Source organism: Sporosarcina sp. YIM B06819, from assembly GCF_033485175.1.
In the GTDB taxonomy this organism is placed as follows: Bacteria; Bacillota; Bacilli; order Bacillales_A; family Planococcaceae; genus Sporosarcina.
This window is the reverse complement of the sequence record NZ_JAWLIQ010000024.1, coordinates 46,499-59,143: the sequence shown is the minus strand read 5'-3', so window position 1 is coordinate 59,143 and position 12,645 is coordinate 46,499. Positions and strand designations below refer to the sequence as shown.

Below are 12,645 nucleotides of genomic sequence, written 5' to 3'. Positions count from 1 at the left end.
GAAATCGATTTACTTAGAAACGTTTTGCTCGAATGCGTTAAGCACTCTCGCTATATTTCATTGACGTTTTGCTGTTCAGTTTTCAAGGTTCATGTTGTTATTGGTTGTCCTCGTTGTTTCGGTGACAACTTTTATATCATACCAAGTTGCATCCTTTATGTCAACAACTAATTTCAATTTCTTTTTCGTTGTTTTCATTATATCGGAAGCGCAACGTTTTCTATCATAACATTTCTTCAAGAACGAGTCAACAACTAATTTCAATTTCTTTTTGCTGTTTTCGTTATATCGGAAGTGCAACGTTTTCTAATATACCATCTCACCCTTTCGATTGCAACACTTTTCTTCACTAATAAAAAAATCACCGTGTAAAGCCTAATCTAACGGCTTTGCACGGTGATTACTTATGTTAGTCTTTCTTACGCATCTGCGGGAATAGCAAGATATCACGGATTGATTGCGCGTTCGTTAACAGCATAACGAGACGGTCAACCCCGATTCCAAGTCCTCCAGTAGGTGGCAATCCATACTCCAATGCTTCTATAAAGTCATTGTCCATATCATGCGCTTCATCGTTCCCTTGTTCCTTCTCGACCATTTGCGCTTCAAAACGCTGACGCTGATCGATTGGATCATTAAGTTCCGTAAATGCATTAGCATGTTCACGGCGTACAATGAATAGTTCGAAACGATCTGTAAAGCGACCATCTTCCGGATTCTTCTTCGCTAGTGGAGAGATTTCAACCGGATGTCCGAAGATGAATGTTGGTTGTACAAGTTGCTCTTCGACTTTCTGCTCGAAGAATTCATTCAACACGTGGCCAACTTCCATCATTGCCGTTACTTCTACGCCATGCTCTTTAGCTAACGCATGCGCTTCTTCCTTCGACATCTCTTTCCAGAAGTCTACGCCTGTGTATTGTTTAATCGCATCGACCATATGAAGACGTGTCCAACCCGGTGCCAATTCAATTGTATCTTCTCCGTACTGTACTTGCGTCGTACCAAGTACATCCTGCGCGATATGAGCGACCATGTTTTCTGTTAGCGCCATGATATCGTTATAATCTGCATACGCCTCATATAATTCAATCATTGTAAATTCAGGGTTATGGCGTGTCGAAATTCCTTCGTTACGGAATACGCGTCCAATTTCATACACTTTCTCAAGTCCACCTACAATCAGGCGTTTCAAATGGAGCTCAATTGCAATACGCATATATAGTTCCATATCGAGTGCATTGTGATGCGTAATAAACGGACGCGCTGACGCTCCGCCTGCAATCGAATGTAGCATTGGTGTTTCAACTTCAAGGAAGCCTTGTCCATCTAAGTAGCGACGCATCGATTGGATGATCTTACTTCTTAAGATGAACGTCTCTTTACTACCTTCTGTTGAAATTAAATCTAAATAACGCTGACGGTAACGTTGCTCAACGTCTTTTAACCCGTGAAATTTCTCAGGTAATGGACGCAATGCTTTTGTTAGGAATGTAAATTCTGTTACTTTAATGGAGAGTTCTCCAACTTTCGTTTTAAATACCATTCCTGAAATCCCGATAATATCCCCAAGATCCGCACTATTGAAAAGCTCATATGCCGCTTCACCAATCGCATCTTGTCTTACATAGATTTGAACTTGGCCGCCAAGGTCTTGCAAGTGCGCAAAGCCAGCTTTCCCTTTTCCACGCTTCGTCATGATACGTCCTGCAATTTTCACTTCATGTGGCGTTCCATCAAGTTCTTCCTTTGAAAAGCCTTCGTATTTCTCCAAAATTTCATTGGAAAGATGCGTCCGTTCAAATCTCGAGCCGAATGGATCTAACCCACTCTCCCGTATATCCTCCATCTTCTGGCGTCTCACCAGTAACTGATCATTTAATTCATCCAAATGGGACATTTCTTTCACTCCTTCATCATTTACCCTTTTTGATAGTATGCACCTATTGTACACAATTTGCGACGCCCCGACACGTTTTACTTAACATATGTAACAAAAAGGACTGCCACAATTCATGGCAGTCCAGCATTTTTCGGCGGTGCTTCATCCCTTTAATCGCAGGAAATGTTCGACACCGTCAACTTTCTTCCAAAGCAGGACACCGCTATCTTGGACAGCAACTTCCTCTGAATACAACTTCCCAGGCGCCATCGGATGGGCGATTAAGGGAGCGATTTCTAAAAGCGGTATAAGAACAAACGCCCGCTCGTGCATACGCGGATGCGGTACGACTAAGTTCTCTGCTTCAATATTGTCAGTACCATACAGTAAAATATCAAGGTCAACAGTTCGAGGGCCCCATCTAATTGTCCTCTCCCTGCCAAGCACTTGTTCAACTTGTTGACAAATTGCTAGTAACTCCTGTGCACCTACAACGGTTTCCACACGGATCGTCACATTTAAAAAGTCCGCCTGGTCCGTATACCCAACAGGCGCCGTTTCATAGATAGAAGAAACCGCAAGCACCTCCACCCCATCATGCGAATGAAGTGCCCGCACCGCCTCGACCAAATGATGCAGCCGATCGCCAATATTCGAACCAATCGACAAATACGCTAAAGTCATACAAAACGCCCTCTAGTAATATCAACGGACACTGATGCATAATGACCCGGGATTGGCGGGTCCGGTTTTATCAAGACAACGCGAACTCCCGTCACTTTGGCGGCGAATTCATCCATTATAGTCGCTGCAATTTTTTCTGCAACTGCTTCAATCAGCTTCACCGGCTCACCTTCAACAATCGAACGGCATACGTGATAGACTTCTGCATAGTTCACCGTTTTATCCAGATTATCGGTTTTCCCCGCTTCTGCAAGATCCGTCGCAAGCGATACCGTCACTCGAAAACGCTGTCCCAGCTTTGTTTCTTCAGGTAGTGCCCCATGATAACCGTAAAACTCCATTTCGTTCACATGAATATAATCCATACTTAACCTACCCTTCAAATACCGTTTTCCCCGTTAAAACATCCATCATTTTTGCCATACGTGCAATTTCCTTCACATCGTGAACACGCATAATATGGCAACCGTGCTCAATTCCATAACAAACTGTCGCGCCTGTACCTTCTAATCGTTCCTCAACAGGCAACTTTAACACATTGCCAATCAATGATTTCCGCGACGTTCCTAGTAAAACTGGATAGCCCATATTCGAAATTCGGCGCAACCCTTGCATTGTCCATATATTTTGTATTGTATCCCGCGCAAAGCCGATACCTGGATCCAACCAGATATTATCATGCGCAACACCCGCAGCAACCGCAATGCCAACACTCTCTTCTAAATCCGCAAGAACCGCGTCCATGAAAGGCCCCTCATACTCCACCTTGTCGCGATTATGCATCAGAATAATGGGCACCTTATACTTCGCCGCAACATCCGCAATGGCTGGTTCGCGTTTTGCTCCCCATATATCATTAATAATCCGCGCACCTGCTTGAATGGCCTCTTCCGCCACTCCTGCTTTGTATGTATCAATCGACACCACACAGCCAAATTCCTTGGTAATCGCCTCGATAATCGGTACCGTCCGTTCCAACTCCTGTTCCAATGAAACCGGTACATGCCCCGGACGTGTAGACTCTCCGCCAATATCGATAATTTTCGCCCCGTCACGAAGCATTTGTTGCGCATGTTGAAGCGCTGCATCGATTTGTCCAAACTTTCCACCATCCGAAAACGAATCAGGTGTCACGTTTAAAATACCCATGATTACCGTTTCTTCACGAAAATCCATTTCCGTCTCGCCGAATGTGTACACACCACGCGCATTCGCCAACTCCATCAACTGTCGCCTTCTTTCATATCCTCTATCGCCTGTCTATATAATTCATGCAGCTGTTGATAATAAACCCCCGAAGCTCCCGGAAGCAAGATATCCCTAATTGCCGATAACGGTACCAGTTCCTGCACGGCATTCGTAACGAACACCTCATCCGCAAATTCTACCTGTTCTTTGCCGTAACACCCTTCATTAACAACAATCCCAGCAGACCTCGCCAACTCCATGATAAAAGCACGCGTCGTCCCAGGCAAAATTCCCATTTCAATCGCCGGCGTGAACAATTCACCATCTTTCACCCAAAAGATGTTCGACGTAACACCTTCCGCAACAAATCCTTCATTTGTCAGGAAAAGGCCTTCCATGTCTTTTAACGATGGTAATTCCAACCGACCACGCACATTATTCAAGAAGTTATGTGATTTGTGACGCACTGCACTTTCCGGTCGATTACGTGGCGTTTCAAGCCAAATCGCTTTTTTCTCCGCGCCACGAACGACAGGAGGCAATTCTTTTCTGAATAAAATAACATTCGGCGTTGCATATAATGATGGCGCTAGACCTATATCGTGAATGCCGGCTGAAACATTAAGTCGAAAATAGCCGTCCGCATTCCCTGATTTTTCATCAAGAGCCCGAACTACGGCCTGAATTTCGTCGTTTGTATAAGGCATCGCAATCCTGTACTCCTCGAGAGCAGTATGCAAACGCTCCATATGCTCCTCAAACAGCAACACGTTACCACCGTACGTCCTGAATGTTTCAAAAAAACCGGCACCATAGAGAAAACCGTGATCAAACGGAGATATTTTCAAATCCTCCGCCCGCATGAACTCACCATTCATCCAACACCACATACCACAGCCTCCGTTCTTAGTTTTCCGCCATCGCTTTTGCCTGCCATAACGCTTTCGCTTTATTCAAAGACTCAATATACTCTGCTTTCGGCACTGAATCTGCAACCAAACCGGCGCCCGCCTGAATATGCGCAATACCATCTTTGATGTAAGCCGTGCGGATAACGATATTCAATTCCATATCACCATTAAAGCCAAGCCATCCGATTGACCCTGTATATAAACCTCTACGCGTCGGCTCCAACTCTTCGATAATCTCCATCGTCCGAAGCTTCGGCGAACCCGTAATAGAACCTCCTGGAAAAACACCTTTGATAATATCTGCATTCGATATTCCTGGCGCAGCAGTTCCACGAACATTTGACACTAAATGCATAACATGCGAATACTTTTCCACAACCATAAATTCATTCGTTTCTACTGTACCAGGTGCACAAACGCGCTCAAAGTCTCCCTTCTCCAAATCGACCAGCATAATATGTTCGCCCGTCTCTTTGTCATTCGCTAGTAATTCCGCCTTCAATGCAGCATCCTCACTATCCGTCGCACCCCGAGGTCTTGTCCCACCAATCGGACGCGTACTCAATTCTTCTCCACGCTTTTTAAGCAATAATTCAGGTGAACCTGAAACAACTGCAAATTCCGGTGCACCAATCGATGCCATATAAGGTGATGGGTTAAATGAACGAAGCGCCTCATACATATCAAGCGGCTGTGCTGAAAGCGGTTTTGATTGACGCACTGAAAGATTCACTTGCACAACATCGTTGCTAGCAATATAACTTTGCACATCACGGACCATCTGCTCAAATTGAGGACCCGTTACGGCAACCGCAAGATCATCAGACGCCGAAGAAACCTCCGTAGCCTTTCCTGGCACAAACACTTGCTTCTCCAATCCCCTTGAAGCCGCTGCTAGCCATTCATTTTCCAACTCCGCAACGTCCAATTCACGATTCGGTAGCGTCATGAAATAAACCGTTTCCGTTTGCACATCCAACACGGCCCAACGATCAAATAAATAGAAATACAAATCCGGCGTCTCTAGGTCATTAATCGTATCAACCGGAATCGGTTCATAGCGACGAACATAATCGTAGCTGATGAGGCCTGTTAATCCCCCTTGAAAGTCTGGTAACTCTGGAATCATCTCTATTTCGAATGATTGTGCGAATTCGTTCAACAACTCCAACGGCTCGCCTTGTCTTACTTCTTGCGTACCATCTCGCCAAACAAGCTGTAATTTATCGCCTTCAAGCGCTTGCAACGTCACAAGCGGATCAACACCAGCCACGCACAAAGCACCGTCCCGCCCACTTTCCAACAATAGATGGCGTTCATTGTTATGCGCTAATTCTTTATAAGCATAGAAAAACTGTTCTTTCGTCATTGCTGATTTCGTATAGATCGGTTGTTGTCCTTGCATCCTTTTTCCCCCTGCTAACAATTTGTATCTTTATCTTACCTCGCGAAAGGTATTTTACGCCACAAAAAAAGAAGGGGCATCACAGCCCCCTCTTGCTTAACTATTACTCTTCGTCAAATTGATAAAGTGGTGTACTCAAGTAGCGTTCGCCATTGGATGGAAGAATCGCAACAACTTTTTTCCCTTTACCAAGCTTTTTCGCCGCTTGCAATGCCACAAAGATGGCCGCCCCAGATGAAACTCCACCCAGAATTCCTTCTTCACGCGCCGCACGTCTTGCTGTATCATACGCTTCGTCATTTGTTACCAAAGCGATTTCATCATAGATATCTGTATTGAGGACTTTTGGTACAAACCCTGCACCAATCCCCTGAATTCTATGCGGGCCTGGTTTCCCACCTGATAGCACAGGAGAATCCGTCGGTTCAACCGCAATAATTTTCACATCAGGGAAACGTTCTTTCAAGACACTTCCCGCACCTGTAATTGTACCACCTGTTCCAATACCAGAAACGAATGCATCTACACGATCTAGCGCATCTGCAATTTCAGGACCTGTCGTCAAACGGTGAATTTCAGGGTTTGCTGCATTATTAAATTGCTGCGGAACGTACCAGCCATTCTCCTTCGCTAGTTCATCCGCTTTGGCAATAGCACCTTTCATCCCTTCGGCACCCGGTGTCAAAATAAGTTCTGCACCATATGCACGCAATAAATTACGTCGCTCTGTACTCATTGTGTCCGGCATTACCAAAACAGCTTTATAACCTTTAGCGGCAGCAATCATCGCAAGGCCAATACCCGTGTTACCACTCGTTGGTTCAATAATTGTACTTCCTTCTTTAAGATCTCCGGACTTTTCAGCCGCTTCAATCATCGCAAGCGCAATACGGTCTTTCACACTAGAACCCGGATTGAAGTATTCGAGTTTCAAATAGACATCTGCATCTTCTGGGCCCGTTAATCTATTTAATTTAACAAGCGGTGTTTTCCCAACCAAGTCTGCAACAGAGTTTCCAACTAACGTCATTATTACCCTCTCCTAATCCCTACTATTTTGATATGCTTTGTTTAATTAATAATACTACCATATTATGCTCATTGTCAATAATTGAATCCTCACAACTTTTTTATTTTTTCCATCAATAGAAAAAGCTGTCCAGACTAACCAATGAATTTCGGTTTCTGAACAGCATTGTTATTTACCATAAAACCATTTCGCATCGAATTCATCCCAAAATGCTTCCGGGTTAACCGTTTGAGGGAGTTGTTCGAGGGCAAGCTCGCGCCTGATATGATCTTTTACGTCATCAAATGTAAACGACTGACCCTCTAGCACTTCACTGACATGGAGAACTGCATACGTTCCATCACTCAAAGCAACGACGCCACTTGTTGAATCGTTTTCCATATCAACGACAGCTTCGACAATCTTCTTGTCAATCGCATCCGTCGATGTATTGATATAACCGATGTCTCCGCCAAGACTAGCAGAAGCAAAATCTGTTGAACGTTCCTTTGCCAGCACATCGAAACTCGATCCTTTCGCTAGCTCATCCACCGTTTGTTTCGCTTCCTCTTTCGTCGGAACAACAATCATAGCTGTTCGATAGGCCGTTGAAATATTATAAAGAGTAGCATTTTCTTCGTAATGCTTGCCAATCGCTTTTTCTTCAACCACGATATCTTTCGACAATACTTTTTCAAGAATTAAATTCGAACGGATTTTTTGACGCATTTTCTCCATATCCAAACCGGTATAAGAACGCCCATCCACCGAACGAATCAGCGCCACTTCGAGATTAATCTCCTTATCGGATACATCAATCGCGTATTGTTTCGCGGCAGCCTCCATCACCTTGCCATTGACAAGGTCCAGAAGGACTTCACGACCGACTTCTTTTTCCATCGCCGTCATCCATTGTTCTCTCGTGATCGGCTCGCCAGCAACAGACGCCACTTCTTCACCCGTTTGTTTCGGCTTCTTGTCTGGTAGTAGCCAGCCAACGAACCAAAAAACATTGAAAGCAAAAAGGATTCCTATCAATAGAAGAAGCGGTTTCGTCTTTAGTTTGCGCTTTTGCGAACTAGCCGATCCTGATTCAAGACTGCGACCGTATTTCATTGATAAAGCCTTCTAATTCTTCCTTCGGATATACATATGTCTCCAGACAGAAATGACAGTGCGCTTCCGCTTTTCCATCCTCATTAATCATCTCTAAAATCTCTTGCTCCCCAAGACCAATAATGGCATTACCAAACCGCTCCCTTGAGCAATTACATGTAAATGCAACATCCATTCGATCTAGTATTTCAACATTTTCCGCACCAAGCACTTCGCCGAGAATCTCCTCCGGCGTCAAACCACGGTCAATCAGTTTTGAAATCGGCTCGACATTAGCAATGCGTTCTTCCAATTTCCCAATCGTTTCATCCGTCGCCCCTGGCATCACCTGGATGATGAATCCTCCAGCCGCTTTCGCCGTGTTATCCGGATTAACGAGAACCCCTAATCCAACAGCAGAAGGAACCTGTTCTGAGACAACAAAGTATTCCGTGAAGTCTTCTGCAATTTCACCCGAAACAATCGGAACTTGCCCGGTAAAGAAATCTCGCAAACCAAGATCTTTAACAATCGTCAGTAGACCATCCGTCCCAACTGCACGTCTCACATCTAGTTTCCCTATGTCATTTAACTCGAAATGCGTGTGCGGATTCGTTGCGTACCCACGAACCTCACCATGTGCATTCGCATCGATAATCATCGAACCAATCGGTCCACCACCATCGATTTTAATTGTTAGTTTGTCTTCACCTTTTACCATTGCACCCATCATGACAGCTGCAGTCATTGAGCGACCTAAAGCAGCTGTCGCTGTCGGCCACATCCCATGACGGCGTTGCACTTCAGCAACTGTCTCCGTTGAACGGACTGCATACGCCCGAATCGTCCCGTCGAATGCTAGTGCTTTTACTAAGTAATCATTCATATTCAAATTCTCCTTTTACATGTTTCGTTCATAAATTAAATGAAGCCCTTTTAACGTGAGGAAGTTATCGACGACATCAATAACCGTTGTTTCACTAGCAATTAAATCAGCTAGTCCACCCGTAGCGATAACTTTCGGTGTTACTTTACTTTGCGCTTTCATACGGGCAACGATTCCCTCGACTTGTCCAACATAGCCATAGACAATTCCTGCTTGCATAGCCGCTACTGTACTTTTCCCCACAACATGATCAGGCTTTGTCAGTTCGATACGCGGTAACTTAGATGCCCGGTCAAATAAGGCTTCCATCGAAATTCCGATACCAGGCGCAATTGCTCCACCCATATACTCCCCTTTTTCATTCACATAACAATAAGTCGTTGCTGTTCCAAAATCGACAATGATAAGTGGATCGCCATATTCATGGGTCGCCGCAACGGCATTCACGATACGGTCAGCACCCACTTCACGCGGATTTTCATACTTAATATTCAATCCAGTTTTAACACCCGGACCTACAATCAACGGTTTCTGATTAAAATACTTTCTACACATCTGTTCAAGCGGAAACATAACCGGTGGCACAACCGATGAAATGATAATGCCTGTCACATCCCCAAAAGTGAGTCCAACGTGAGAGAACAGCGATTTAACCTGCATCGCATATTCGTCCTCTGTCTTATGTCTGTATGTTTCCATACGCCAATGATGTTTAAGTTGCCCTTGCTCATAGACCCCAAGGACAATATTGGTATTCCCAGTATCCAACACTAAAATCATAATGGTTTCCTCGCTAACTTCGATGTTTTCCAACACATCATACCACAGACCGTTCAATAGAAAAAAGCTGACTGCTTCAAAAGAAGCAATCAGCTCTTATTCGTCATTCAATCTTGGCGTTTTTCTTCAATCGGTTTAAGCAACTCAACCGGCTCAGACTCCGTCGGCAAATCGCCGATTGATGGATCTTTAGGTGCGCCAGTCGAATCAGAAATCACTACGTCATCTTCTTTTTTAGAAATATCGACACTCTTAGCATCTTCATCTAAATTGTCCAAGCCATAACGGCCGTATGGACGATCAGGTAATGTACCATGCTCTTTTAGATGAGTAATTTGCTCCGCATCAAGTGTTTCTACTTCAAGAAGCGTCGTTGCGATCAAATCAAGCAACTCACGGTTCCCCGTAAGAATTTCTTTTGTACGCGCATATTGTTCTTTAATAATACGTTGCATTTCTTGGTCGATTTCATAAGCAATCGACTCAGAATAGTTCTGTTCAGAGTTGAAGTCACGCCCAAGGAATACTTGCCCCTGCGACTGACCAAATTGCATCGGTCCGAGCTTATCACTCATCCCGTATTCCGTGACCATGGAGCGTGCGATACCCGTTGCACGTTGGAAGTCATTGTGAGCCCCAGTAGAGACTTCACCAAGAACAATTTCCTCCGCTACACGACCACCTAGAAGTCCCGAAATCTTATCCAAAAGTTCCGGTTTTGTCATGAAGTAACGATCCTCTTTCGGAAGCATGACAGCGTAACCGCCAGCCTGCCCACGTGGAACGATTGTTACTTTATGAACGATTTCGGCATCGTCAAGCATAAGCCCAACAACAACGTGACCTGCTTCGTGGAACGCAACGATATTGCGTTCTTTTTTCGAAATGACACGACTCGTCTTCGCAGGACCCGCAATGACGCGATCCGTCGCCTCGTCGATATCCGACATATCGATTTTCAATTTGCTACGTCTCGCCGCGACAAGCGCAGCTTCGTTTAGCAAGTTTTCAAGATCCGCGCCAGAAAAACCAGGTGTACGTTGCGCAAGTGCTTTCAAGTTGACAGTGTCATCAAGCGGCTTGTTGCGCGCATGCACTTTTAGTACCGCTTCTCTTCCTTTAACATCCGGACGACCAACTGTAATTTGACGGTCAAAACGTCCCGGACGAAGAAGTGCAGGGTCAAGGATATCCGGACGGTTTGTTGCCGCCACAATGATAATACCTTCATTTTCACCAAAACCATCCATCTCAACAAGAAGTTGGTTCAACGTTTGTTCACGCTCATCATGTCCCCCGCCGAGGCCAGCGCCACGTTGGCGACCGACTGCGTCGATTTCATCGATGAAAATGATACATGGTGCATTCTTTTTCGCATTTTCGAATAGGTCACGTACACGGGATGCCCCGACACCTACGAACATTTCTACGAAATCTGAACCCGAGATTGAGAAGAACGGTACACCCGCTTCACCTGCAACCGCACGTGCCAGCAACGTTTTTCCTGTACCCGGAGGACCTACTAATAGAATCCCTTTCGGAATACGCGCGCCAACTTCAACGAATTTACGTGCATCTTTTAAGAAGTCAACAACTTCTACAAGCTCCGCTTTTTCTTCGTCTGCTCCCGCCACATCTGTGAAACGAACTTTTTTCTTATCATCTGTATGCAGCTTCGCTTTACTTTTACCGAAATTCATCACACGGCCACCGCCGCCACCCTGTGCTTGGTTCAACAAGAAGAAGAACAAGATGAAGATAATGATGAACGGTACAAGACCTGTAAAGAAGGATACCCACGCGCTCGTTGTTGGCGCAGGCAGAACTGTAATTTCAGTCTTTGTCTCTGTTGCTAGCGTTTTGAGCTCACTTTTAATATCCTCGCCGCTCAAGACACTCGTAATAAATGACTCGCCTTTTTCATAGCCTTCCAATTCACCTTTAACTTGAAGAACATTTTGAAGCGGCTGTATAGTTAACCACTTTACTTGCCCTTTTTCTAACGAAGTAACCAATTCATCGTACCGAACCTCATGCGTATTCGGATTTGTTTTGTTTAGTGAACTGAATATCCCCATAATTGCTAGGAAAATTAGTCCGTATAATAGAAAGTATCGAAGTATTCGATTCATCCCAAGCCTCCTCATTTCATTCAAACAGAAAACTAGTGTAAATCTTATCATAGGTCTGATTCAACCTACAAAGAAAATGCCTTATTTGGAAGATAGTTTCACGGGAAGCTTAGAAAGAATAGATTTCCTTTTTCAACACACCAATATAAGGTAAATTCCTATACTTTTCAGCGTAATCAAGTCCGTACCCTACGACGAACGCGTCTGGTACAACAAAACCAACATAGTCCGCTTTCAAATCTACTTTTCGGCCTGTCGGCTTATCAAGTAGTGTGACGATTTTAATGGAATTTGCTTTTCTATATTTCATGAGTTCGACGAGATAACTTAATGTTTTCCCACTGTCGATGATATCCTCAATGATGAGCACATCGCGTCCTTCGACACTTGTATTCAAGTCTTTGATGATTTTCACTTCACCTGATGAAACCGTTGCATTACCGTAACTCGACACATCCATAAAATCTAGTTCGATATACGCGTCAACTCGCTTGATAAGATCGCTCATGAAAGGAAGAGCCCCTTTTAGTACACCAATCGCAAGTGGAAACTTGTCTTGATATTCCTCAGTCAATACTGCACCAAGCTCATGGATTTTCTCTTCAATCTGTTGTTCTGTAATTAGCACTTCTTCGATATCTTTCTCTAACATCGAAATTCCTCCTCTTTCTTC

General features: G+C 44.5%; 12 protein-coding genes. All 12 read right to left on the bottom strand.

Translation table 11 applies throughout. From position 1 onward, the window contains the following. Positions 1-409: 409 nt before the first annotated feature. Entirely contained in the window at positions 410-1,900 is a 1,491-nt protein-coding gene (gene lysS / locus R2B72_RS15130) for a lysine--tRNA ligase (protein ID WP_318617523.1), read from the bottom strand. Positions 1,901-2,044: 144 nt separating this feature from the next. Then, the gene (gene folK, locus R2B72_RS15125) at positions 2,045-2,566 is read right to left on the bottom strand and encodes a 2-amino-4-hydroxy-6-hydroxymethyldihydropteridine diphosphokinase (protein ID WP_318617521.1); all 522 of its coding nucleotides are present in this window, start codon (positions 2,564-2,566) and stop codon (positions 2,045-2,047) included. After that, complete coding sequence (gene folB, locus R2B72_RS15120; RefSeq protein ID WP_318617520.1) at positions 2,563-2,931, bottom strand: dihydroneopterin aldolase; 369 nt, start codon at positions 2,929-2,931, stop codon at positions 2,563-2,565. Before folB ends, folK begins: the two co-directional genes overlap by 4 nt. Before the next feature lie 7 nt (positions 2,932-2,938). Further along, a complete protein-coding gene (folP, locus tag R2B72_RS15115; protein WP_318617518.1) occupies positions 2,939-3,790 on the bottom strand; it encodes a dihydropteroate synthase in 852 nt (283 codons plus the stop codon). Continuing rightward, positions 3,790-4,644, bottom strand: coding sequence for an aminodeoxychorismate lyase (gene pabC / locus R2B72_RS15110; RefSeq protein ID WP_318617517.1), 855 nt, complete (start codon positions 4,642-4,644; stop codon positions 3,790-3,792). Before pabC ends, folP begins: the two co-directional genes overlap by 1 nt. A 16-nt stretch (positions 4,645-4,660) precedes the next feature. Beyond that, the gene (locus R2B72_RS15105) at positions 4,661-6,070 is read right to left on the bottom strand and encodes an anthranilate synthase component I family protein (RefSeq protein WP_318617515.1); all 1,410 of its coding nucleotides are present in this window, start codon (positions 6,068-6,070) and stop codon (positions 4,661-4,663) included. 103 nt (positions 6,071-6,173) lie between these two features. Then, the gene (gene cysK / locus R2B72_RS15100; RefSeq protein WP_318617514.1) at positions 6,174-7,100 is read right to left on the bottom strand and encodes a cysteine synthase A; all 927 of its coding nucleotides are present in this window, start codon (positions 7,098-7,100) and stop codon (positions 6,174-6,176) included. A 168-nt stretch (positions 7,101-7,268) separates the two neighbouring features. Beyond that, a complete protein-coding gene (locus tag R2B72_RS15095) occupies positions 7,269-8,195 on the bottom strand; it encodes a peptidyl-prolyl cis-trans isomerase (protein WP_318617512.1) in 927 nt (308 codons plus the stop codon). Beyond that, positions 8,173-9,060: an Hsp33 family molecular chaperone HslO gene (gene hslO, locus R2B72_RS15090; RefSeq protein WP_318617511.1), complete on the bottom strand. Its 888-nt coding sequence runs from the start codon at positions 9,058-9,060 to the stop codon at positions 8,173-8,175. The genes R2B72_RS15095 and hslO overlap by 23 nt, the downstream gene beginning before the upstream one ends. A 15-nt stretch (positions 9,061-9,075) precedes the next feature. Further along, positions 9,076-9,840: a type III pantothenate kinase gene (locus R2B72_RS15085; RefSeq protein WP_318617510.1), complete on the bottom strand. Its 765-nt coding sequence runs from the start codon at positions 9,838-9,840 to the stop codon at positions 9,076-9,078. 107 nt (positions 9,841-9,947) lie between these two features. Then, complete coding sequence (ftsH, locus tag R2B72_RS15080; protein WP_318617509.1) at positions 9,948-11,972, bottom strand: ATP-dependent zinc metalloprotease FtsH; 2,025 nt, start codon at positions 11,970-11,972, stop codon at positions 9,948-9,950. A gap of 109 nt (positions 11,973-12,081) precedes the next feature. Then, positions 12,082-12,624 (bottom strand): hypoxanthine phosphoribosyltransferase, encoded by a 543-nt coding sequence (gene hpt, locus R2B72_RS15075; RefSeq protein WP_318617508.1) that lies wholly within the window; start codon positions 12,622-12,624, stop codon positions 12,082-12,084. Positions 12,625-12,645: the final 21 nt, after the last annotated feature.

Bases quoted from the DNA above. Each gene is read 5' to 3' on its own strand.
- hpt (WP_318617508.1), bottom strand. From the start codon at position 12,624: ATGTTAGAGAAAGATATCGAAGAAGTGCTAATTACAGAACAACAGATT.
- ftsH (WP_318617509.1), bottom strand. From the start codon at position 11,972: ATGAATCGAATACTTCGATACTTTCTATTATACGGACTAATTTTCCTA.
- R2B72_RS15105 (WP_318617515.1), bottom strand. From the start codon at position 6,070: ATGCAAGGACAACAACCGATCTATACGAAATCAGCAATGACGAAAGAA.
- folP (WP_318617518.1), bottom strand. From the start codon at position 3,790: ATGGAGTTGGCGAATGCGCGTGGTGTGTACACATTCGGCGAGACGGAA.
- cysK (WP_318617514.1), bottom strand. From the start codon at position 7,100: ATGACGTTAGTTGGAAACTCTGTTGCAGACTTGGTTGGGAAAACACCG.
- lysS (WP_318617523.1), bottom strand. From the start codon at position 1,900: ATGTCCCATTTGGATGAATTAAATGATCAGTTACTGGTGAGACGCCAG.
- pabC (WP_318617517.1), bottom strand. From the start codon at position 4,644: ATGTGGTGTTGGATGAATGGTGAGTTCATGCGGGCGGAGGATTTGAAA.
- hslO (WP_318617511.1), bottom strand. From the start codon at position 9,060: ATGAATGATTACTTAGTAAAAGCACTAGCATTCGACGGGACGATTCGG.
- R2B72_RS15095 (WP_318617512.1), bottom strand. From the start codon at position 8,195: ATGAAATACGGTCGCAGTCTTGAATCAGGATCGGCTAGTTCGCAAAAG.
- folK (WP_318617521.1), bottom strand. From the start codon at position 2,566: ATGACTTTAGCGTATTTGTCGATTGGTTCGAATATTGGCGATCGGCTG.
- R2B72_RS15085 (WP_318617510.1), bottom strand. From the start codon at position 9,840: ATGATTTTAGTGTTGGATACTGGGAATACCAATATTGTCCTTGGGGTC.
- folB (WP_318617520.1), bottom strand. From the start codon at position 2,931: ATGGATTATATTCATGTGAACGAAATGGAGTTTTACGGTTATCATGGG.